The sequence below is a fragment of the Ectobacillus sp. OTK genome, assembly GCF_059698935.1.
Map to the genome: position 1 here is coordinate 3,122,222 of NZ_AP048547.1, position 23,629 is coordinate 3,145,850.

The window sequence follows — 23,629 nt, forward strand, 5'->3', positions numbered from 1 at the left end:
ACGCAGTCGACACAGCATTCGAAAGCGGAAGTAAATAAACTACATTCTTAAACTTTGATACCAAATTATTGCTTTTCGTTCAATCTCGGATATTAACTGTTCTTTCCCTTTGATGTAGGAGTCAATGTCATAAGGAAAACGTTGGGACAATTCCTCTTTTAAGTCTCCATACTTTTTCGAATCATTTGGATGTACCCGCAAGTAATCCCGAAATGCAAGGTGCCGTTCAATTTGAGGATTACCTAATTCATAAATATGTACATGATGAGTCCTGTTGTCTCCTCCTTTTTGGAAGTATCTCCGTCCATTTATCCCGCTTTCTCCCTTAAACTCATAACCCAGGGAAATCATCACAGTTTTAAAGTTATCAATTCGATTAATATCTCTAACCACAGGCATGATATCGATGATAGGCTTAGCTTTTAAGTTATTTACAGATGTGCTACCGATATGATAAATTTCAATGATTTCATGTCTAAAAATCTTATGCAGTTTACGAGATTCTTCTTTAAACATTGAAGTCCATTGCTCGTTATATGGCGTTACTCCAACTTTTCTCATTAGGAATCACCTCCTTGCAAACCTCTTCCGTTCAGATAGGAGCTTCATAGCATCCGTTTATTGAACGGGAGGTTAAAGTAGAGAACTTGTTTTTGTGCCTTGGTGGAAAAACATCTTCCAATCACCATCTATAAGTTTCCATATCGAACTACGTAATGTATGTTGTAAATTTATTTCATTGAATATTCGATAAGTAGTTAATACTGTATCATCAGCTAATGGGTGTATTTCAAAATTGCTTAATATTACTTTTACTACACCTATTCCCTCTTCACCAATGCCATCCTTCTTGTACCATACGTTACCCGAACTTCCAAATTCAAAAAAATCATCTGCAAGTAATTCTGTAAGTTTTTCGGGAGATGTACGAATTTCAGGTTCTAACAATTTCTCTTCCAGTTGACGTAAATGTTCTTTTAACCAGGGCTCACTTCCCATTCCCAACTTCCCCTTTCTTAATGTAAGTTATAAACATAATACCAAGTAATGTTTTTCCCTCCTCAGCTAATTCGCCCCATTCACTTAACAAGGATTAGTTATTTTGAGTTCCATTCTGTTGCCAGCATTCCATAAACAATATGGTCAACATAATGGTCGTATAGCCATTCTGCTTGTCTTATTTTTCCTTCACATACAAAACTCAGCCTCTCTGGAATAACCCTGCTTTTAATATTTTCCTCAGCGGCACGAATATCAACCCGATTCAGTTTCAATTCACTAAAGGCATAATTGGTCAAAGCTTTAGCCACTTTCGTCATAATCCCAAAACCTTGATAATCCTTTCCCAACCAATAACCAATGTAAGCCACTTTGTTAGACCAATCTATTTTGTTATAACTAGCCGTTCCCACAATCTCTCCTTTATAAAGAATAAACGTTGTAATACCCTTATTTTCCGTATAATTCTTTAGACAAGATTGAATAAAGCTTTTTGTATCTTCAACACTTGTTGTCATATCTAGCCAAGGAAGCCATTCACGAAGATATTCTCTTGAATGATCTATGAGCGCAAATACTCTTTCTGCATCTTTCAACTCGACTAACTTTAGTGACACCTCTTCATCAATTTTATATACAAACATTATTTCTCCCCCTGATGATCCCCTGTTTTATAAGAAACACTTCTTCATTTTTGTTAAATTAACCTGCCCATTAATAAGAAAAAGGAGATACCGAAATAACCTCTTTAATTCAAAACAGGACAAAAAACCTGATTAAAGGAGCAGGTGCATAAGCTACTTTTTGTTTTCATAAAGGGATCCAGCTGACAAATCACAGATTTTATACGTTTATACACTAAAAACAAAGAAAGGCAGCCTCATTTGAGACTACCAATTGACATAACAGGCTGTATTCCTGCTTCCATATACCATGCTGTGATCATTGATAAGCGTAAGTTATCAATACAGTGCAGGGCATAATATATTTCTTTTCTCATTACTCTCCGATATACTTCGTGAACATAAGCAAAAAAATTTGTTCTCCATATTTCTACTTCTTCGATAGTTGGCTTATAGGACAAACCCATGGATTCTTCTGATACATTTTTCATCAATCCAGTAGGATCGTGCACTATTTTAATATTTTGAAGCCATACGGACAACTTTAATGTTGATTCTAGGTTAACTGAGCTAACGGAGTACGTTAGCTTCACATTTAATTATCGAGTATTTAAATAGAGTGCTTTCCTAATGAGCCACCCGGTATGGTCGGACTCTCGAATCGAATAGTCCACATTGTTGATTTTGCATCATAGTTAATCTTGACCGTCGACAGTTGATTGTGTTTTCTTTCCTTCATGATAGTCTTTCCATAGTGGACCGATGTATTTTTCTAATGTTTTTACGACGTCATCTCTTCGGCTCTCTTCGATATTTACAGTGTCATTTGAAATATCATTTCTAATTCGTATGAGCACAAATAAAGGAGGTAATGCAGCCTCACGGAGAGCCTTAATCATGGATTCTTCTTGTGGCGTAATATCCATAACGTATCTTTTTCCTTTCCAGTTAGGTTGTATAGAAATTAATATTAATTTGGCACTGAGGGGAATTGGCAATCATCCTAAACTCGAAAAAATCAGCATCTTCCCAAATCTTTCGCAACATATATCAAATATCAACAACATAATTTAACATAGCTTAAATAATAAAATTCGTTAAAGGGAAAACAATCCCTTCCTTCGCTGCCCCTCTTCGTTAACACAAGAAGAAAGAGACAACAGCAGCCATTCGTTTAAAAAAATTAAATTATTTTTTTAATAACTTCTACTAATTCATCCCTTGTATCTAACAATTTATTTTTTATACTTTCATTATTCAAAGGCGCTTCCAAATAAAAATCAGCAAACGACTGATACTTATACCTTGGTACAACGTGCATATGAAAATGCGATAATTCGCTAAATATTCCTCCATTTTGGCATATTGTTATCCCATCAGGTTTATACAGTGTCTTTATAGCTTTTGAAATTAATCGTGATGCCTGTATGATGGCGTTTGCGGTATCTGCATCAAGTTCATCAACATCTTCAAAATGCTCTTTTGGCAGGATCATAACGTGTCCTTCATTAAATGGGTCGTCGTCTAAAATACAACAAACAAAATCGTTCTCGTAGACCACATTCACAGGTGCAATTTTATTGGCTAGACTACACCCTAAACATTTCATATTTTCATTCGCGCTATCACCTCTCACGTTACTTAACTCACTAAATAAACTCTAATTATTGTGCTACCCTGTCCCATTAGCACAATAAAAAGGGTCACCGTAGCAATCCCTGTTCTTCAACTCTTGCACCCGTTAAAATCCTTAGATACTATACTTTCCAATAATAAGATGTTTGGGCGTGGAAGGTATTTCTTTAAGGGAGGTTTTTAGAAATTCAGGATAGAGCAAAATGTCATCAAGCTGACTAATAGGAGTCCATTTATAAATCAAGTGCTCTCCCTCTTCTCCATAAAAAGCCTCATCACTAAAATTAAATCTCTCTCCTGTTAATGTAACCTCATAATATAACCCTATCTCATGAAAATTCTTGTTATTATATTCAAAGAAGTTTTCAGTAATCCAAAGTAAGTTATTAACCTTAACATCTAATCCTAATTCTTCTTTTATTTCTCTTCTGATACTTGTCCGTGAATCCTCTAGGATTTCTACTCTTCCTCCAGGCAGTGCCCAATGTTTATCATCGATTTGTTTATGTATCAGCACATGATCATTTTCAATCATAATTGCTGCCACCCTATAATTAAATACAGCTTTTTCTAAATTAAATGTAGCATCCATTCCTTCTCCTCCTAATTCCTATAAAAACCATTAGTGTTTACCTATAAATACTATTCTCAAAAGCAATGAATAAACCCTCTATTATCAATCCCCTTTCACTAAACTGCCCCGTTAGCAGAAAAGAAAAAAGCGATCCTTTATTCAAGAATCGCATCTGTTTAATGAGAAAAATTACTTATTAGCTATTATCAAAAACCTTTTAGAATTTGTACAAATTCCTTTTTTCGTTCGATTACTTTCAATAAAATTGTTCAAAATATCAAAGTCCTTTTTTTCCTGACCAAAACTAGGGATGATGGGCGTATGTTTAAGTAAAAATATAAGGTCTTCAGGTCTTTGATAATACTCAATAGCATTGTAATCAAAAGAGTGAACTTCGGTAAAACCTGCTTCTTCTAACTCTCGAATATATTTCTCTTTTAATGTTCCATCAACTTCTCCGAAAGATTGTCCTCGCCCAAATGCTTGTTTCAAATTTAATTTATCAGCTTCGCTTACTTGCTGCGTCAGAAACGTCCCGCCTTCTTTTAATACCTTTGCCACTTCTGATGCAATAAAAGGAGCATGACAACTGGAAATCACATCAAAAAAATCGTTAGGAAATTGTAAATCTTCTGATGCCATTTGTATAAATCGAACATTCGTAGCACGAGATTTTTTAAAATTTGATTTAGCGGTTTTCATCATACCATTAGAATGATCTATTCCAACTAGCAATAATGCCGAAGATGCGATACGTAGTACATTCTCGCCGCCACCTGTACCAATATCAAGCAAAATATCATTTGGTTTACACGCTTGTTTCACTTTTTCATAAAAATTCCACTGCACTCCTATTGAAGTGCTCTTGATTTTGCTAAAATCCCAACCATTTATTTCTCCAACTCTATCATAAAAGTTTTTATATTCTAATTCATTCATTTTAAAATCCACCTTTCAAATGTAAAAAACCAAGTCACATAACAGTGCCCTGGTTCCATAACTAAAAATGACTTCCTGCACTGTTCTAAGTTTTAGTTTTCATAAAAAAGGGCAGACTCTCCCCTTGATGGCTGGTACGCGTTTTTTCCCAGCCCGAAAACTAATTACTTCGAACAATACAGAAAGACATCCACTTCACCCCGTTTGAAAGATTATATTTATGTTCTCTATTATTGTTAAATTATCCTGCCCGGTTAGTACAATAAGAAAAAGTGAGATTTCGCTATTAAAGTATCATACTATCAGCCAACCATGTGTACTTCCTAGTATCATAGATTATGGAAAACCTACCTCTCTTCCATATTAGCTCAAGAACAAAGTTTACAAAAAAATCCCCCTTGAAATAAGAGAAGTTAAGTCGGGTAAGCGAGGGGCATCGCTGCCCCTAACTCCCCTAAGAACCGTACGTGACAGTTTCCCATCATACGGCTCAAGCCTTCTTTTTGTCCGACTTCAGTCTCTTTAATATAGGCAAGGTAAGTGAACTAATTTTAAGTTCAGATTAGACGATATGAGGTTTTGCGGAACAGGCATGTCTTTTACGACTACCTTTTCACCGTTTTGCAGTGGAATTTTGCAGATAGCACAGCGGTAACTCTGTTTTCTAGCCAGTTTCATTCTATCCATTGTGTTCTCCGTATCAAATACCTTACGGTCTCGTTTTTCCCAGTATTCTTTCAATGCTGGGTTATCAGGACTATTTTTGAATTTCACCATGTTGTGTCTCTCAATCTTAATCCACGACATGTGTAGGAGTTGAATATTTGTTTTCGGACAGGTTGGTGTCCAATCATTTCCACCATGATGTGGATATCTGTAATATCGTGCATATATCCAATTCCACGATTTCTTAGGATGGAGCTGTCGAAAATGTTTACGGATTCTCCAATAGATATAGCTATCCATTGCGCCGAAGATTTTCTTAGAAACAACGTGTTTCCAGTATTGCCCGTACCCTCTGATAATTGGGTTAAGCACTCGGATGACTTCCCCGATGGGCTGTCCTCTCATGGCACGCAAAGTATCTCCAATCTTCTTCTTAGCCTTCTGTATACTGCTCTTGCTTGGTTTAATGAATAGTTTGTTTCCTTGTTCTGTTTGATATTGGCGAATTAAGAATCCTAGGAACTCAAATCCTTCCTCAATATGTGTAACCTTCGTCTTCTCAGGACTTAATTCTAGCCCTCTGTCTTCTAAGTAGGGACGAAGTCTCGTATATACTGACAGTGCTTGTTCCTTCGTCTCAGTCAATACCACAAAATCATCTGCATAACGAATAAGAGTAAACTTACAGGCAGGATTTATGATATAGCTATCGTTTGCTTTATAGTTTTTCTTATAGGTAATACCTAAGGTTTCTTCCATTCCATGAAGGGCAATGTTAGCGAGAAGTGGGGAAATAATTCCCCCTTGTGGAGTTCCTTCTTGCGTTTCAGTGAAGAGGTTTTGCTCCATGTATCCCATTTGAAGCCATCGCTTCAATAGCTTTTTTCCTGGGAAGTGAGAAGTTTGTTTAAGTATCCATTTATGATTGAGATGATCAAAACAGCCTTGAAAATCTCCTTCAAATATCCATTTCCTCTTTGTGCCCCCGTTAATTCTATTGAAGATGCTTCGTATGGCATCATGAGTACTTCGCTTAGGACGAAAACCATAAGAAATAGCCTCAAATCTAGCTTCCCACTGTGGTTCAAGGGCATTTCTCACTATATTTTGATAAACCCTATCTTTTATAGTTGGAATACCTAGAGGTCTCAACTTCCCATTTTTCTTAGCGATGTATATACGCTTAGCTGGTTTTGGGCGATGTTGTAACGTGTTCCGTTTTTTGAGTTGTTCATAGAGGAGATTTCTTTCTCTACGACTCAATGCTACCTGCTCGTCGACACCTGCTGTTCGCTTTCCTTTATTCTGTTGTGTTACTCGTCTAATTGATAACAGTAAGTTCGCCTTGCTTCTTAAAAGTAAACGCTGAAGCTTTCTTACCTTCCTTTGTTGTTGTAACTGTTCGGCACGGTAAATTCTTTGTCGTAACTTCGTCACATACATTTGGACTGCTTTCCAATCCACTGTGTTCCAGTTTGTATACGAGACGTGCGCCGACGCTCGTTCTGAGGTATTCATAACCGCACGCTCCTATTCGTCAGAAGATAACTTACAAATGTATTTCCATGTTGAAGACCTATAAGAAGTGGGCTCCCTTTCGGGCTTGTCATGAGTTTGTCCGTGAGGACGACAATATCCGCTCAGTTATACATATACCTATGCTTTCCTGTTTCCTTTCAGATAACGGCTTTTGCTTTCTCTTATATCCTTTACCCTCTGCCACGTCGTTTGACTTTGCAGTCATCCTACTGCTTATGCAGATGACATAGGGCTTACCAAGTTTCGCATTCTACAGAGGCGACAGGGTTAGGTGGGCTCTTTACTCCGGATAAGTTGTGGGATGCAGCGCGGCAGCCTTATGAATCTACCTTTCCTCTTATCAAGACCTGGGCAAAGCTGTACATTATCCCAAGCTAAGCGTTGCGAAGCTTATGAGCCTTCACTCTCGTTCACCGTATCTGTCTTCTCCTAGCGGTGTTCTGGATTATGTACTAATCCTCTGTTTCCGCATTTCCTCATGCAACCCACGGACTCGTTACCAAGTCCGCAGTTTCGAATGGAGATAGCCTTTGCATCTAGTCTAGTAGCGGAAGCTACACTGTGAGAATGCGACTTCTTGTCGCACCGTAAGATGGCTTATGGGCAGTACAGATATTATTGAGATAAGCGGGAATAATACACCCTATCCTGATAATTTGAAAGGAGAATTCACTCATGAGCAAACTACAAAGGACATTGCTATCAATTTTTCTTGTTCGTGCAAAGATAAGCTTTCTCGCTAAATTGCCTTGTTATCTAACTCTTCAGTCTCATCTTTGAAAGTTCTTAAGTATATCGGTTTAAATTGCTCAATGCTTATCTCATTCTTTAAAAAAGACTCAATTAACTTTATATACTTATCAAGCACTTTATATTTCATAAGATAAGCCCTCCGTATCAAATCAGCTATCTACCTGTTCTAGTTACCATAATTTCCGATATTGGAAGTCATGTTGTTAGTTCAATTAATTTAAGTTCTTCTATGATGAAAACAATACACTGAAACTAATATATTTCCGTTGCATTAACTGGTAAGTTCTTAATATGTTTGAGGAATTTCGTCATATTGGTATCGTCATTGATTGGATATGTAAAAAATAAATGTTCTGCTACATCATTTGCTAAAATCCGAAACAATTCACAAGTGACAAATATAGATTTCCATACATTGTCATAGTTGCTGTCAGAATAGGTTTCTCTATATAAATTCCAATATAATTCAGGAAGATACTTTTTAAAATATTTGCCCATCTTTCCTGTTGAAACTCGGAAGTCATGCTTTGTACCAATCCACCAAGAAACCATTTCATCCAGTCTAGCCCTTATGACATATTCAAACATTAGCTTTGCATATGGCAATTCATCACGCCAAATTCCTTTTGCAACGTTTTGCAGACACCACCAAAAATCATTACAGCAACCCATAAACATCAGTTCTGTTGGCTCTTTTACTTGGTAATCAATATCTGTAGGGTCAGAAATATGTGGTAGGCAGTTGTCCTTATCTAATAATGGAATTGTTAGTTTATCAGTGACATACTTACTAATCATAGTTTCTTTTGTTTGGATTCGAAGATCTATACGATTTCCATCTGTAAAGAGCATTAAATATCCGTAAGATTTATCCAAATCCGTATCTATACCCACAAGTTTATCATTTTTATCAGGCTCTTGAATCATAAGCAAATCCCCAAAAACATTTATCCATTTCTTATCTTTTATAAAAGAGGCTGTTTCCGTCACTACATAAACAATATCGTAATCTTGAAAAATGTCTTTAGGAGCGTTAGGATTGGTTCTTGAACCGTTCATATACACTGCTCGAATTCGTTCATCCTTTTGAGCCACTCCCAATATTAAATCAAACATTTCTTTTTCGCTTCTCACTGAAATTCACCTCATAGTTTCTAATACAGCACACTTCTACAATACACCAATAAATCCTTTTTTAGTATGAACAAACTAATCTTCCCATCCGACGGGCATTTGAACAAATGGATAGAGTAAAAAAGCTGCCGAATTAAATTGACCAGTTTAGGGAAGCAAAAAAAAAAAAGGCTGCCACAGCAACCCTGTTCCTAAACTCAAAAACCTGTTAATAAAGACAGATGTAATATTTGTAATAACTATTTCTTCAAATCTATAATAATATCTTTTAATACAAATTCCTCATTATCCTTACCGGGTTTTTCTTCTATCGGAATTTCCTTAAGTACATTCCCAATTCCTTCTACCCCTCCGTAATTAGCAGGAGTATGATTCCATAGGTTGACATGAGGGGTTACAATCAACTTCGTTGCCTTTGGGTCTAGTTTCTGAAATGTTTTACTCCAGTTCACATCGTAAGAACTTTGCCCTCTCCCCCCGTTGTCCTGTCCTACATAAATGTTTCCTAGATCATCCTTAATAGTTAAGTCAACACGTACCTCATCCCACTTGTTCTTTAAATTCTCAGCAACTTCTTGGTTGTAATATATAACAAATGACATCGGTGAAATAGATAATTTTTCAATTGATACTGTTACATCATTTTGTGCAATGCTACGATTTACTATTATTTCTTCTCTTTCTGTCGCCTTCAAAGAAAATTCAAAGTCCCACTGTCCTTTTATATCTTGCTGTTTATCCGGATTTTGAATACTATCTATTTCCCATTTCACAGTTGCATTATCTCCTATACTTCCATCTACATCACTGACGGTCAACAAACCTACATAATTATGTTTGTCTACCCTTGAAATACCCTCCGTGGAGCCTAAAGCTTTGCCGCCTTGTATCTGTAACCTTCCTGAAGGGAAGGGATTGTTCCCTAAGTCTTGATCGCTTTCAATTGAGTATGTGAGAGATAGTGTTCTTCCGTCATAAACCGCGTCACGTATTGAAAATGTAATTCCGTTACTCTGTTTTGTAATATTAATTCCCTGGGCATATTTCTTGTAATCATGATACAGTCCATTTTTTGCATTATTTTTAGTATCGACATTCTTAGGAAGCTCATTTTTTTCTGAATCAAAAAATCGAAAGATATCTCTTATTACAGGAATGCCGTCAGCAGAAACAGGAAAAGTCAATCCAATTGTCGTGAGCGACAGTCCTATAAGAACAGAAGCTGCCATAACCCTTTTTCTCTGTCCTTTCTTTGTCGCTTTCCCCCGTATGGATTTCTTCAAGGCTTGTTTGACTCTTGCTTTCTCCAACTCGGTAACTTCCATTTCTGTAAATTCATTCTCATCTATGTCTATGTGACGCAACACTTCATAAATATCTTTCATATCATACTACCTCCTATATCCAAATTCGCAGCTTTGTTGTGGAGCTTCTTCTTTCCCCTATAAATGCGATTATCTATGGCGGCTTTGGTTAGACCGAGCTGTATGGAGATATCCTCAGTTCCGAAACCAAGGAAGAACTTCATAATAAAGATATCCTGGTCAACAGGGTCTAGTAGATTAATAAGTTGAATGAGTTCATTTTGATTTTCCTTTATGATGATTTCATCTTCTGTTGATTTCTCCGTACTTACGTCTAGACAAGCAGGAACAAGTTCAACGCTCTTGCTTGCCTTTCTGTAATAATCTAACGCTTTAAACTTAGCGATAGTACAAATCCATTTCTTGAAGTCATCTGCATCTCCATGGAACTTATTTGCATTGTTCCATGCGGAAAGAAATATATCATTAATACATTCCTCTATAACGCCTTTGTTTCCAATAGGTGCAAGAATCTTATAAGTGACACCTTTTACTAGAGGTAAGTATGTATCAACAATAAATTCCAATGCATCCTCCTTTTGTCGCTGTAATCGTTTTATAAAATTTTTATCATTAGATTTCATGCAACAACTCCCCTTGTTTTTTCTGTAAAAGCTCTTATACCTTATATAACGTATCAAAATATGTTTTCTCTCATATTTCTCATAAATATATTTAAATTAGCCTTATTACTTTAGAAATAGTATGGTGCCAATGTAAATTTAAAAGCTCATTGTGTTCTACATAGAATTGTAATTGTGGTAGTATGTTTGATGTCTTTTTAAATCTCCATCATCACTATCCATTAATATCTCCTCTTTTTAATAATTCTTATTTCTAATTTAACTCAAACTAACTTGCACCGTTAGCATAATAAAAAAGGTTGCCGTAGCAACCTCTGCTCTTGAACTCTTGCCCCTGTTAATTCAACAAGAACTTTAACTAATTGTGTTCGTTCGTACCTTTCCTTCAACTAAACGATAAACTACTTTTGTTATACATCTTTGTATTTAAAATGGAGTTATATTTCTCTATAATCATTATTTCACTTTACATTGAAAATCCAATAATTTTACAAGATCTATTCCTTCTCTCTTGCTTTTTGAGTATGTCATGAGTTGTCCAGCTTTGATAGCATATGTATAGGTCTCTGTTGTATTTATTCTTTTTTCATGATCAAACTCGACCTGTACGTTACGAAGTTGTATTTTTATAATATGTGTGTATTCTGCATCATGGCTCGGAACAATCCATATTTTTCTTTTATCATCTGAATACGATGAACCAAGATCACGAAATTTATAATGTTGTGCATAATATTTAGAACGGGCATGAACCATCGGTTGAGCTAAGATGTCTATTATAAGGTTTTTGTGCACATCATTCTGTATCTCATCCTTCTGGGTTAAATGTAAAATCTCGGTTGTAGGATTAGCAGAAGCTTGATTCATTCCCATAGTTATTAGAAATAACGTCATTAAGAGTGTTTTCAATATTCATCACCTTACATTCATTGTTCCTAAATGTGAAGTTATTTATGTGGAAAGAAAAGCTTCCTAATTAGGTTTTTGCTTTTTTCTGTTTATTTCAAGAAGCTCGTAAAGTCTTTTAGCCCTCTGATTTCTATCCATATTTCTGAAAATCCTCTCTTTTGTTTATATAATTTGCGTTAGAGGAAGTAAATATATTTGATTTACTCAACATTAGCACACGTTAAATAAAAAAAGTCGATTCTTTAATTAGTTCTAAACTGTCTAAGGAAAACGTGATTGTAACTGATGCTTGGAGAGCGTATAAAACCTATGCAAAAGAAAAAGGTTTAGAGCATTATTGAATTAAATCAGATGATGGCAAACACGTTATTAAGGCTTGTATCACATTCAAAACGTCAATGGTCTCCATTCTCGTTTGAAACAATGGATAGACCGATTTAAAGGTGTAGCTACCAAGTATCTTGACAATTACCTCGCTTGGTTTTTGTTTATAGATAGTTGTAATAACGAAAGTACAAAGCATAATATCAAAGAATTTTTATTAACATCATTTGTTTTTGAAATGACACATACTTATGATAGTTTACGGTTGTCAAAATTCAATGTATAGTTCTTCTTCGAAGGTCAGTTTAATTTAAAAGGAATTTGTGTAATAATATTTATAACTATTTTTAATGAGGTGAAAGAATTGGTTAGAGGAGATAGATAGCCTCCTAAAATAGATGTTGTTATAGTTTTAGGAGGCTATCTTAAATTATAGGAGATGTATATATATGAAACAAAATAAATATGATGATGTTAATTTCTTTTCTGCGTATGGAAAAATGCCACGTTCAGTTAAAGGACTTGAAGGTGCGGGTGAATGGCACGTATTAAAAGAAATGATACCTGAACTGCGAAATAAAAGTGTACTCGATTTAGGATGCGGTTTCGGCTGGCATTGCCGTTATGCTCGTGAACAGCAAGCAAGTTCTGTTATTGGAGTTGATATATCTGAAAAAATGCTTCAAAAAGCTCGTGACATGACAGATGATTCTGCGATTTCATACATTAAAATGCCAATTGAAGACATCAATTTTTCAGATTCTCAATTTAATGTTGTCATTAGTTCATTGGCTTTTCACTATATTAAGTCCTTTGAAGAAATTTGTAAAAAAGTATATCATTATCTAAAACCTGGAGGAACTTTTGTATTTTCAGTTGAACATCCAATTTTCACTTCTCGGAATGAACAAGATTGGTATTATGATGATAAAGGGAATCGTCTACATTGGGCAGTTGATAATTACCAATCAGAAGGTTTGCGGGAAACAACATTCCTTGCTGAGAATGTTATAAAATATCATAGGACTTTTTCGACCTATATAAATGACTTAATTAATTCTGGTTTTATTATAAGGGAAGTCAAGGAACCGATTCCTTCTGAAGAAATGTTAAAGAGTATTCCCGAAATGAAAGATGAACTCCGAAGACCGATGTTCTTAATAATTTCAGCAGAAAAATAATATAGTTTAAAAATTTTATACGTTCAACAAAGTTTTCTCTTATTAAGCTGAGCGTTACTTTATAAGCGAAGGGAAACCCTGATAAAAGGGGTTTCCCTTATTAATTATGCAATTTTTCAACATTAAGATTTAACAGAGCCAATTATTTAAAGAATAATGCATATCGTATTCATTTAAGGTTTACATACTCGCTCAAAGCGGAAGTTGTTCAATCTAAGTATTCTCTTGCTAATGCAGGATTCAGGTAACGTGCCATAGCTGTTTTCGCATTCCTAAATCCGCATTTCTCGTAGAAAGAGTTGTTCCCAGTAGTCGCAATCAAATGGACACAGGATATATCTTGAAGATGTTCAAGAAGATTCTCTATAAGCATTTTTCCTATGCCTTGCTTGTGAAATTGTTTATGAACTACAACATCATAGATAGCAGCATTAAACACTCCATCAGAAAGCGCCCTTCCAAGACCCACAATTCGTCCTTCATAGTACGCAAGTGCAACTATGGTACTTGCACTAAAAATCTCTTTTATTTTGTCTTCATCATGTTCCATCCAGCCAACAGAATGATACACAGCTTTTATCTCTGTCCAATTTATTTCAGACAAATCATTTGAGATTATAAAGGTCAATATCCTTCTCCCCCGATCCTTTTATCACAACATGTACAGCAAGCCCCTCCCACCATTCTAAAGAGAAGTTTCACAGTACCCACAAGCGGAATATGTGGTCTACAAAAATAATTCCATTTCATTGTTTTTAAAAGTAAACCCCATTTTTTTATATAACGGTTTTCCATCTTCCGAAGCATGTAACCAAACTCGTTTTACTTCTTTTTGCTTACAATGCTTTATACACTCTTCAAGTAACCTTTTAGCCAATCCTTTTCCTCTAAATTGAGGAAGTGTGTACATGTTAAGCACATAAGCTTCGATCCCTTTTACATTGTCTAAGTAAGGTGGTCTTTTAAATAACACGACACCGCTTATGCTTACAACTTCCCCATTTGATTTGGCTATGTATGAAATAAATTCATTGTTAGGTAGTGTTTCCTCTAAATATTTTCTAGTAGCATTTACTACAAGTTCTTCGTCTTGTTCAGATTGTATTTCCCCTACTTCTTTCAAAAGAGCTACTCGTAAACCAGTAATCTCGTCTATGTCTTGGAGAGTTGCCATATAAACCTGGTATTGATTATTCATATAAACCCCTCCCATTTTAGATGACCTTTTAGAATGACCGGAATAATCCGTTTTTACCATAATAAGGTTTCTTCTATCACGTTCATTGAGGTTAACATAACGTCTTAATATAGAAAGTGAATTTGCGAATGAGTTTACCACTAACAGATTTTCCTATAAAAAACAAGAGTGGCGTTGTCGTTGAGTTGTTTCGTTACACCCGTCTTGACATAGCTCATTTTTTCGTACAGATAACAGTTGCGTTCTTCTTCTAAAATGGTTGCCAGTTCCCATGTAGTTGCTTGAGGAAATAGTTCCTCTATTAGGCGTATCACTTTTTGGGCAATCCCTTGTCCCTGAAATGCAGGCGAAATAAACATAGGGCTAATCCAGAATTGCGTTGTTCCTTCCCTCCAAAACATACATACAGCACCAACCAAAATGTTGTCAGCAAATATCTTATAAAATCCTCCGTAAGGATTGGTTATTCTTTTTATTACTCTATCGATTGTCTCATTTGCAGGATTGGTATTAAAATCCTTATATTTCTCTAACAACGGCATAAATGCAGCTATTTGGATATCAAAGATGGATTGTGCATCAGATTCTATTGCTTTTTCTAACCTAATCTCCATAACATACCTCCTCTTATTGTCTAACAACAAACCCCTTCCGCTATTCTAAAGAGAGGTTCCACAACATCCATCCGAAAGCAGAAATACATATATATGTTCTATCTGCGATTCGTGTAGTCGCTTTTCAATATCCCATAAATATCTACATCTTCATAGGTTTCCCATTTCAATATATCTTGTTTTAATGTCCCTTCATAAGCCATCCCAATTTTCTTCATTACTTGTGTTGATGCCCGATTTTTACTCATTGCAGGTGCCCAAATTCGATTTAGATTGAGTTCGAAAAAGCCAAAATCCATTATCCTTTTTGTTGATTCTGTAGCATAACCTTTTCCCCAATATTCCTTACCTATCCAATAAGCAAGTTCTCCTTTGTTATGCTGTTTATCAATACGGAGTGTCATTGTTCCAATCAATACATTTTCATCTTTCATTACAATAGCAAATGGATAAGCGTCTCCGTTTTCAATAATCTTTGAATGAGTTTCAATCCAATTTTCGGCTATTTCCAACGTATACGGATGGGGCATCAAGGTAGTCTCTGCTATCCCCATATCTCCACCTAGCTCCTAAGCCCTCGAAGCATCGCTAATCTCGTATGAACGTAAAATTAAACGATTTGTTTGTAAAATATGCATTCTAATCTCTCTCCTGTCTCTTACTCTATTTTTACTCAAAACGTAGATAGTCAGTTTATTTTGCATAAAGAACTATATATCTTTACCATAGAAAATCTTTAAAATAGCTTTATAATCTGGTACCTGTAACTTTTTGTATTGGTTAAGAAATTCCGTGTTGTCATATTGCACTTCTTTTAGCTCAATAGAAATGCTTCCTAGATTGAAATTGCCAATACCGTATTTGGCTAATAGTTCATGATTACACCCTAATGAACCTAGATTTACAAAGACTTTAGCGGTCATTCGAAATAAATGAACGGGATGATGATGTCCAAAACAAATAAGCTTTGCTCTATAATCCTGGAATAAGTCAGCAAGATGCTCTAGGGTTGGTTGAACAATTTCACTAAACGGCTCTTTACTTATATGTTCATCTAGTTTGTCAGATTTAATATGGTAGTGAGTTAGGATAGTGGATACCTGTTCAATGTTGGTATGTATCTGGGAAGTTCCTCAAGTTTTGGAATAAAAGAAGGATCTAAATGATGCATTGTATCCTCTATTCAAATCGAGTTAACATAATCACTCATGCTTGAAAGTAATAATTTATCATTACTAACAAATCACTTTATTCATATATCCACTTCATCGCCTGCCAATGACCTGTTCTGCATATGTTGCTGTAACCTTTTCCAAACCAAAATAGTAGCAATTGAAAATAGGATGCTTATAAATACATATGGATACCTGGAGTTGAAATGGTAAAGACTTGTGCCAACAATAGGTCCTAATACAGTTCCCAGTCCTTGTGCAGCGGTAATCATTCCCGCAACAGCCCCCTGCTCAATAGGTGTTACAGATAAGGATGCCCCTGAAGACGCTCCAGGTAAAACAATTCCTATTCCCAATCCTAATAGTGCGAAAGCAATATAAATACTCTGAATATGATCTTGGAAGAACAAACTAACAAAGGACAGCAAAATGATGGGTGTTCCGATTTTAAGGAGTGTATTCGATGATAATTTTAACGTTCTCACAAACAAAATTTGCGACACTACAGAAGTAAGTCCAGCAAGCATAAAAATGAATCCTACAGTATGTACTGTTTCGCTCGGAGAAACATGGAAATGATCTTTAACAAAAAAACCTGTAGTAACTTGCATAGCAAGAACAGAAACCTGGAGAGAAGTAATAATAAACAGGTACTGCCAGATTCGACTGTCGAATGGACTAATTTTTATACTGATTTTACTGTTAGAGTGAGATACATTTTTGGGTTGTGGTACATATATCCAAACTATAATAAAACCAAGTAAAGGTAACAAAGATGCAAGGTAGAGAGGAGTCATAAGATGATTCCCTGAAAGAGCTCCCAACGAAGGTCCTATAATTGATCCCAACCCACTGCCCATCCACACTAACGTAATACCAGCAGTTCTTTCTTTACCTTCTGTTGTATCCGCAATATAAGCCTGTGCAGCGACAGGAACAGTTGAAAAAAATACTCCAGAGGTAATTCGAGTGAGTAATAACAATAGGAATAACAAAAGAGTTGGAGTTTGGTGAGATAACCCCCAATCACCGATAAAAGCAAACAACATGTATAGTAAAAAGCAACTTCCTAAACCCATTAACATGACACGTTTTCTGCCAATTCTTTGGCTTTGTCTCCCCCAGTATGGGCTAGCTACTAACCACATAAGAGAGGATAAGGTAAAAAACAATCCTGTTTGTATTTCGCCTATACCAGTTTGGCGTGCTAATGGTGCCATAAGAGGATTTATTGCATTTCCACAAGAGTATTGAAATAGTACAGCCAAAAAGATCACTAACGCTGGTTTCATAATGTCCTCCTCCTTTTATGATCTAAATGTTTTTTACAAACACAAAAAATCCTCATCCCATGCGGGACGAGGATTTACTCGCGGTACCACCCAGCTTATTGACCAAATGCCAATCACTCTTTATAGATAACAGTATAACCCGATAATGACTCACGCCATTATACCTCCAAAGACGTAACTTCCCCACACGCTGTGACCAATTCGCACCTACCATTGGCTCTCTGCACACTCCCACGTATGTGTACTATTCTTTATCAACGGTTCTTATGGATGATTAATATGGATTATAAATTCTGTGAGATAAAACTGTCAATATATAACAACATATATATCGAGAAAAAACTCCTACCTCAGTTCCGATTAAACGTGTCTGATGTTCAACTACCCATCTTTCATTTTCTCCTTTATGTAAGAAAATCAGTTCTTACATGGGAGTTTAGTAAAACATTCCTGCGCCTTTTAATGCATTTTGATAAACTTCATTATTTGTCTTTTGAACATCATTCTGAGTATCTTTGTGTATATGTTTACAAGGTTAGGAGAATATTTCTTACTATAAGTCTCTGTTCAAACATGATTGTTGATTTTGATTCATGTCAGGAATCCTGTTACAATCAAGGTATTACAACTTTTTGGGAGGATCGCAGGGACATGCGTAAGGAGATTAATAAAATATCTAGATTTTTGAATAAAGCGAATCCCACACAAAAAGAGAAAGTTCACCAAGAGTTGAATTCAATTTATATATACAGAAGTATAACCATATCCAAAGAAGATTGTTATTTTATTACAGAAGGATTGCTACCAATCATCGGAAGCGAATTCCGTATTTTATGTCAAGACGATAGTTGCATAAACGTATTACAATATTTGATAGACTATGTTTTAGACTACTCTCCTGAAATTTTACCTGGCCAAACTATCGGTTACCATTCATGGGTACTGAAATTTTGTCAAACAAGCGATTCACATTATTTAGAAATATGGGAAGCTAAGAATGATGGTTCGAGTTTTGTTGAAGGAGTTGATTACGTATTAAAAGTTACGCAAGAACAGATTAATAAGTGTAATGAATATGATGTTTTTCCTGTTTTTCCTAACTTCAATCAAAAAATCGTTATATCAAAAGGAGTTTACGAAGGGTATAAAGTGGATGCCGTTAGATATCCTTCTCCTGAACATATGTCTGGATGGTGGTTAATAACAGATTTATATGATGGGAATACTGATTCACTAATGGTTGTGCATTTTTATCATGTGGCATTTGAAAGACCCGAACTATTGAAATTTCTTGCTTTACCTTTTGGGTTTCGATTTTATAAGGATGGTACGATTGAGGATATTTGGTTTGATGAAGAAGCATTAGAGGATTATTAGATGATAAAAAAACAAGCGGTAACACACCCTCTATTTAATTAATGATTGCTTTACTTCGTAAGGAGTAAGGCTTTTTTATTTTATGGGGACCCTGCTTCACTCTTTAAGGAATGGCAAGAACAGGGCAGAATCCTTTAAAAAACGTTTATGATAAGATGGAAATGTAATTGTACTTTGTTAGGGGGATGTGTTGTGAAAGATATAAAAAAAGGAAAAGACCTAGTGACTAATAAAACGATTGATGAAATGACTGAAGATGAGATTTGGAACTTACTTATCGAAAAACTAGATGAATATGACTCGCCGACAGAAAACAAAAGAAAAGACCTAATGACTAATGAGGATATCTGGAACGCAACTATTAAAATGATAGGTAAATATGACTTCCCAACAGAAAACCAAATTGCTAATGAAGTATTTATTGTTTTTAATTACTATTCAGAAATGGAAAGTGGAGGTCACGAAGGTTTGTTCACTTGGTTCTCATGGCATATTGAGGAAGTAGGAATAACCAATTACTTGAAGGAACTTACAAGTATTCTTGAAAAAATTGGCGCTTATGATTATTCCAAAATTGAAAAAGAATATGGTGAGGAATTATGGAAACTATTCAACGCATTGGAAAATGATGAAATTGAAGAAGATGATTTTATCAGTGTTCTCAAGAAGGCGGATAATGAATATGAAAAACTCGATAGGAAATTGGGTGATTTATTAGAAACTTATTTTGTTAGTATTTATACTGAATTGATTGAAGTGGTTGAAGATTAAGTGGTTGAAGATTAAGTGGTTCTTTAACGAACGGGTGCGTCAGTTGAATAAGAACAATCAAAAAGATCCAAAAGGGTCCTTTTTCTTTTGATAAAAAATCAACACTATTGTCTGGCAGAACCTAAATGAATGTATTAACAAATGTAGTGATAAAGGTGGTAATAAAATCGCTAAATGTAGTGATAAAAGGACAGGAAAACTATAAATCAACCAAACTGTTGATACGCCTTAAAACTACATTGTTTAACAACATGCGTCGTCGTGTAGTGATACTGTATAATTCATACTAATTATAGATTCAGTATTACATATTAACTGGTTCCGTTATTTATTTAAACTTTAACCTTAAATATGTCCAAATGGCTATAGCAATCCTTAGAACCTATTACAACTTATGGTTTACCTCTCAAATCGAATGAAGTTGTTACTACGCCAGCACAATGATTAGGAATAACTGATAAACAGTTTTCCTTAAAAGAAATTACTTATTTTAGATAAAACCATTCTTTATAACGAAGACTGCCCCTCATAGAAGGCTAATTGTTTTAAATTTAAAAATTAGCAAAGGATTACAAATTAAATTTGAGTTTAAAATGGAGGATAATTATGAGTGAAATCCCGAAACTAAAATTACCGAATGAATTGGAAGTTTATCGAAAGCAAATTGAAAGTACAGTAAAACCATACGTAAAAATATCTACATCCAAAAGCCGAACAAAAATTTATCAAAGCAAGTTTGCAGGTAACCCATATCTTCCTAAAACAATGGAACACCCAAGGGATGCTAATAATAAACCAATGAAATTGTTAGCCCAATTGAATTTTGAGGAAATTCCTACACTGAATGAAATGCCAAAACACGGGATATTACAGTTTTTCATTTCAGCAGAGGATGATGTTATGGGTATTGATCTTGATAATATGACAAATCAACAAAATTTTAGGATTTTATTCCATCCCAATATTGAAAAAGATGAGTCGTTATTAGTTAGTGATTTTTCGTATATGAACGAACTTAATACAGAATATTTTCCAATACAACGAGAGTTGGCACTAACCTTTAGTATAGCTTACGAGCCAGTATCTAGCGAGGACTACAAATACAGCGAGTTACTAGGTGATACAGTTGACCTTTCTGTTCACGTAAGCGACGGGGAAGATGAAAAAGAACTTTGGGAAGTTTATTGCGAGACATTCTTAGGAGAAGGTCACAAGATTGGTGGATACCCTTATTTTACACAAAGTGATCCAAGGGACTATGAGGAAAGATTTGCGGGACACGACGTTCTATTGCTCCAAATAGATAGTGATTTTGATAAGGATATTATGTGGGGTGATAGTGGTATAGCTAATTTTTTCATTAGAAAAGAAGACTTGTTAAACTTAGATTTTTCAAACGTCATTTATAATTGGGATTGCCATTAAAGTGTTACAAGATTATGCCAATTCAAAGTTAAATAAAGCTTCACATGGAATACCGTCATCTACTACATTGCCCCAACCATCTAATCGTTCTGGATCATTATCCTTTGTATATCCCTTAGCGTTCCAATATGCAACTACCTCATCATAACTTGAGAAATCAGAGCAATCCTTATCTCCTGATTGATAGCTAGCGTTAGAATTTGAAGACGTGGATGTACCCGGCGAAGAACTGCCGCCCGACGACGAACCACCTCCATTATGATAATGGTATCCTGTACATAGTCCCTTTGCTTTAGATGCATCACTGCAATTATGTCCTCCGCTACTATCAGTTCTCCCTGAATGGGCTTGCACAGCAGAACCAAAAACAAAACAAAGCAGTAGAGCAATAACCCCTATAAACTTTTGCAATTCTAGTCCCCCCTGTTAAAAAACAATAAATTTATATATTTACTACATTAACTAAAGTTACATTTATTTTACTTTTATTACAATACGAAAATTAAATTTACCAATTTTTGTCCCATAAATCATTCATCTTGTATCAGACTTTATTTACACCATGTTATGTGAGTTAACGTGCCATCTACCATTTTCACAGCAAGAGGGCTATAATCTTCGGAAAATATCCCCCTATCCTCTGCGATATAAACAAAGAGATAGGTATTTCCTATCCCTCCCTAGGCGTTTATATCCTCTTTGCATTACGAGTTAATTAATAGATTTTCGTTTTCTAAAAACAAAATAGCACAAAGTTCTTTAATCTATATTTACAGAAAACTGTGTACTATCTACTTTAAACACTCATAAGTCCTTTTACTTGATCTTTTCCATTTTATCGAAATCGTAGGTTCTCACGTTTCACATCAAAGCCTGTGTTAAGTTCATGCCACCCTTGCTCCAACTACTGCTTAGTCAGTAAACAATCTTGCTTGTTTCTCCCAACATAACCATATCACGTAACACGATGTTAAATTATATTACATCCAAAAGGTACATCAAACCATTCATTATATATAATAACTAATTATTTTTTTTAATTTTAGTTAAAAGAGCCAATGAAAAAAGATTCACTCTAGGTTAATATACAACTAAGTTACATATAATGTTAACATTTATAACATTATTAGTTTTCGAAAACCAATTAAGAATAGGCAAACACGAAAGGAGAAAAATTATGAAACAAGAAAAAGTAAGCCTCCCTTTTTATAAAGGACTGTTCTTTCAAATTATGGTCTCAATAGCTGCAGGTATCTTAGTAGGTTATTTCTTCCCTGCGCTTGGCATGGCATTAAAACCAATTGGTGACGGCTTCGTTAAATTGATTAAAATGATTATTGCACCCCTTGTTTTTAGTGTTGTTGTTGTGGGCATTGCAAAGGTCGGCAACATTAAAACTGTTGGTAGAATAGGCGGAAAAACACTTCTTTATTTCGAAATCATTACCACACTTGCATTAATTATCGGTATGGTTGTAGCGAACTTAGCCAACCCTGGCAAAGGAATGAATATCGATCCTGCTAGTCTAACAACAACAGAAGTAGAAGCAAAAACCCAGGGTGCACACCTTCCAAGTGAAGCGGAATTTTTACTTAACATTATTCCAGATAGTGCTGTTGGAGCGTTTACAAATAACTCTATGTTACAGGTCCTTCTAATCTCTTGTTTGTTCGGTTTTGCACTCGTACAGGTGGGAGGACGTACTTCGGAGACTATTCTTGATCTTTTAGAAAAGCTTAATGAGGTCTTATTTAAAATTATGGATTATATCATGAAGCTTACTGCAGTAGCTACATTCGGTGCAATGGCATTCGCCGTTAGTCAGTATGGAATTGACACACTCTTATCGTTTGGTAAACTTTTTGTCGCTATGACTATTGCATGCCTTGCATTTCTTCTTGTATTGGCTATCATCATGCGAGTATTTCTCGGTCTTAGTCTCTGGAAGTTAATTCTTTATATTCGAGAAGAGATTATGCTTGCGTTTGCAACAGGATCATCAGAAGCAGTCATGCCTCAACTGATGGACAAGTTCGAGGATGCTGGCTGTAACCGTGCTGTTGTCGGCTTGGTAGTTCCAACTGGGTATTCATTCAACTTAGATGGCGCTTCTATTTATCTATCACTGGCACTGGTCTTTCTTGCACAAGCGATTGGTATTGATCTAAGTCTTACAGACCAAATCATGATTTTAGGAGTTCTCTTATTAACCTCAAAAGGGATGGCAGGTATCCCGGGTTCTGCTTTCGTTGCACTGTCAGCAACCGCAGCGGCAACCGGCTCAATTCCTGTCGCGGCAGTTGCCCTGATGCTCGCCCCAGACCGTTTCATGGGAAATTATCGTACAACCGTAAACATTATCGGTTACGCTGTTGCCTCGTTCATCATTGCACGCTGGGAAGGACTACTAGATATTAACCGTGCGAAAGACGCCCTTGATGGCCGCATTACGTATAAACTTAACAATACTTCTAATGTAACTGATTCAAATGTCTCCTAAAGAAAAGATAATTATTAACATCTAGCTAAGTGATGAACCGATGAAAGACCGCTTCC

General features: G+C 35.6%; 24 protein-coding genes, 1 pseudogene and 1 other annotated feature. Of the genes and pseudogenes, 6 read left to right on the plus strand and 19 right to left on the minus strand.

The annotated features are described in order from the left end of the window. Positions 1-39: 39 nt before the first annotated feature. The 13 genes from AC6HZ4_RS15680 to AC6HZ4_RS15740 all read right to left on the minus strand — a co-directional run bounded on the left by AC6HZ4_RS15680 (position 40) and on the right by AC6HZ4_RS15740 (position 11,719). Entirely contained in the window at positions 40-561 is a 522-nt protein-coding gene (locus tag AC6HZ4_RS15680; RefSeq protein ID WP_497490533.1) for a GrpB family protein, read from the minus strand. Positions 562-633: 72 nt separating this feature from the next. Then, positions 634-999 carry a nuclear transport factor 2 family protein gene (locus tag AC6HZ4_RS15685; protein ID WP_497490535.1) on the minus strand — a complete coding sequence of 122 codons (366 nt, stop codon included), beginning with the start codon at positions 997-999 and terminating at the stop codon, positions 634-636. 98 nt (positions 1,000-1,097) lie between these two features. Next, positions 1,098-1,643 (minus strand): GNAT family N-acetyltransferase, encoded by a 546-nt coding sequence (locus AC6HZ4_RS15690; protein WP_497490536.1) that lies wholly within the window; start codon positions 1,641-1,643, stop codon positions 1,098-1,100. 674 nt (positions 1,644-2,317) lie between these two features. Beyond that, the gene (locus tag AC6HZ4_RS15695) at positions 2,318-2,548 is read right to left on the minus strand and encodes a hypothetical protein (RefSeq protein ID WP_497490537.1); all 231 of its coding nucleotides are present in this window, start codon (positions 2,546-2,548) and stop codon (positions 2,318-2,320) included. 257 nt (positions 2,549-2,805) lie between these two features. After that, on the minus strand, positions 2,806-3,231 hold the full coding sequence (locus tag AC6HZ4_RS15700; RefSeq protein ID WP_497495734.1) for an HIT family protein: 426 nt from the start codon (positions 3,229-3,231) through the stop codon (positions 2,806-2,808). A gap of 141 nt (positions 3,232-3,372) precedes the next feature. After that, the gene (locus tag AC6HZ4_RS15705) at positions 3,373-3,849 is read right to left on the minus strand and encodes an NUDIX hydrolase (protein ID WP_497490539.1); all 477 of its coding nucleotides are present in this window, start codon (positions 3,847-3,849) and stop codon (positions 3,373-3,375) included. Between the two features lie 171 nt (positions 3,850-4,020). Continuing rightward, a complete protein-coding gene (locus AC6HZ4_RS15710; protein ID WP_497490540.1) occupies positions 4,021-4,770 on the minus strand; it encodes a class I SAM-dependent methyltransferase in 750 nt (249 codons plus the stop codon). A 522-nt stretch (positions 4,771-5,292) separates the two neighbouring features. Then, the gene (gene ltrA, locus AC6HZ4_RS15715; RefSeq protein WP_497490542.1) at positions 5,293-6,954 is read right to left on the minus strand and encodes a group II intron reverse transcriptase/maturase; all 1,662 of its coding nucleotides are present in this window, start codon (positions 6,952-6,954) and stop codon (positions 5,293-5,295) included. A 760-nt stretch (positions 6,955-7,714) separates the two neighbouring features. Next, positions 7,715-7,855, minus strand: coding sequence for a colicin immunity domain-containing protein (locus tag AC6HZ4_RS15720; RefSeq protein ID WP_497490544.1), 141 nt, complete (start codon positions 7,853-7,855; stop codon positions 7,715-7,717). A gap of 125 nt (positions 7,856-7,980) precedes the next feature. Next, the gene (locus AC6HZ4_RS15725) at positions 7,981-8,862 is read right to left on the minus strand and encodes an aminoglycoside 6-adenylyltransferase (protein ID WP_497490546.1); all 882 of its coding nucleotides are present in this window, start codon (positions 8,860-8,862) and stop codon (positions 7,981-7,983) included. A 239-nt stretch (positions 8,863-9,101) separates the two neighbouring features. Beyond that, a complete protein-coding gene (locus AC6HZ4_RS15730; RefSeq protein WP_497490548.1) occupies positions 9,102-10,247 on the minus strand; it encodes a DUF4179 domain-containing protein in 1,146 nt (381 codons plus the stop codon). Further along, positions 10,244-10,810 (minus strand): sigma-70 family RNA polymerase sigma factor, encoded by a 567-nt coding sequence (locus AC6HZ4_RS15735; RefSeq protein WP_497490549.1) that lies wholly within the window; start codon positions 10,808-10,810, stop codon positions 10,244-10,246. Before AC6HZ4_RS15735 ends, AC6HZ4_RS15730 begins: the two co-directional genes overlap by 4 nt. Positions 10,811-11,266: 456 nt before the next feature. Beyond that, positions 11,267-11,719, minus strand: a complete 453-nt coding sequence (locus AC6HZ4_RS15740; RefSeq protein WP_497490550.1) for a hypothetical protein — start codon at positions 11,717-11,719, stop codon at positions 11,267-11,269. Positions 11,720-11,949: 230 nt separating this feature from the next. Here AC6HZ4_RS15740 and AC6HZ4_RS15745 point away from each other — a divergent pair. Continuing rightward, positions 11,950-12,329 (plus strand): annotated as a pseudogene (locus AC6HZ4_RS15745) (IS1595 family transposase); the annotation flags it as partial. Between the two features lie 163 nt (positions 12,330-12,492). Then, entirely contained in the window at positions 12,493-13,224 is a 732-nt protein-coding gene (locus AC6HZ4_RS15750; protein ID WP_497490551.1) for a class I SAM-dependent methyltransferase, read from the plus strand. Between the two features lie 208 nt (positions 13,225-13,432). Here AC6HZ4_RS15750 and AC6HZ4_RS15755 read toward each other — a convergent pair whose 3' ends face one another. The 5 genes from AC6HZ4_RS15755 to AC6HZ4_RS15775 form a co-directional block, all read right to left on the minus strand. After that, positions 13,433-13,852, minus strand: a complete 420-nt coding sequence (locus AC6HZ4_RS15755; protein ID WP_497490552.1) for a GNAT family N-acetyltransferase — start codon at positions 13,850-13,852, stop codon at positions 13,433-13,435. A gap of 99 nt (positions 13,853-13,951) precedes the next feature. Continuing rightward, a complete protein-coding gene (locus AC6HZ4_RS15760) occupies positions 13,952-14,422 on the minus strand; it encodes a GNAT family N-acetyltransferase (RefSeq protein ID WP_497490553.1) in 471 nt (156 codons plus the stop codon). Between the two features lie 140 nt (positions 14,423-14,562). After that, a complete protein-coding gene (locus AC6HZ4_RS15765) occupies positions 14,563-15,036 on the minus strand; it encodes a GNAT family N-acetyltransferase (RefSeq protein WP_497490555.1) in 474 nt (157 codons plus the stop codon). A gap of 98 nt (positions 15,037-15,134) precedes the next feature. Further along, positions 15,135-15,590 carry a GNAT family N-acetyltransferase gene (locus AC6HZ4_RS15770; RefSeq protein ID WP_497490556.1) on the minus strand — a complete coding sequence of 152 codons (456 nt, stop codon included), beginning with the start codon at positions 15,588-15,590 and terminating at the stop codon, positions 15,135-15,137. Between the two features lie 698 nt (positions 15,591-16,288). Further along, positions 16,289-17,500 carry an MFS transporter gene (locus tag AC6HZ4_RS15775; RefSeq protein WP_497490557.1) on the minus strand — a complete coding sequence of 404 codons (1,212 nt, stop codon included), beginning with the start codon at positions 17,498-17,500 and terminating at the stop codon, positions 16,289-16,291. Between the two features lie 59 nt (positions 17,501-17,559). Then, positions 17,560-17,767 (minus strand) — a binding site (T-box leader). Between the two features lie 384 nt (positions 17,768-18,151). Between AC6HZ4_RS15775 and AC6HZ4_RS15780 the strand changes: the two genes are divergently transcribed. From AC6HZ4_RS15780 to AC6HZ4_RS15790, 3 genes are all read left to right on the plus strand, one after another. Continuing rightward, positions 18,152-18,877, plus strand: coding sequence for an immunity protein Imm33 domain-containing protein (locus AC6HZ4_RS15780; protein ID WP_497490558.1), 726 nt, complete (start codon positions 18,152-18,154; stop codon positions 18,875-18,877). Between the two features lie 192 nt (positions 18,878-19,069). Beyond that, positions 19,070-19,648 carry a DMP19 family protein gene (locus tag AC6HZ4_RS15785; RefSeq protein WP_497490559.1) on the plus strand — a complete coding sequence of 193 codons (579 nt, stop codon included), beginning with the start codon at positions 19,070-19,072 and terminating at the stop codon, positions 19,646-19,648. A 606-nt stretch (positions 19,649-20,254) separates the two neighbouring features. Then, entirely contained in the window at positions 20,255-21,073 is an 819-nt protein-coding gene (locus AC6HZ4_RS15790) for a YwqG family protein (RefSeq protein ID WP_497490560.1), read from the plus strand. A gap of 12 nt (positions 21,074-21,085) precedes the next feature. Here AC6HZ4_RS15790 and AC6HZ4_RS15795 read toward each other — a convergent pair whose 3' ends face one another. Further along, positions 21,086-21,484, minus strand: coding sequence for a YHYH domain-containing protein (locus AC6HZ4_RS15795; RefSeq protein ID WP_497490561.1), 399 nt, complete (start codon positions 21,482-21,484; stop codon positions 21,086-21,088). Between the two features lie 766 nt (positions 21,485-22,250). On the opposite strand from AC6HZ4_RS15795, the gene dctA reads away from it, so the two are divergent. Beyond that, the gene (gene dctA, locus AC6HZ4_RS15800) at positions 22,251-23,573 is read left to right on the plus strand and encodes a C4-dicarboxylate transporter DctA (RefSeq protein WP_497490562.1); all 1,323 of its coding nucleotides are present in this window, start codon (positions 22,251-22,253) and stop codon (positions 23,571-23,573) included. Positions 23,574-23,629: the final 56 nt, after the last annotated feature.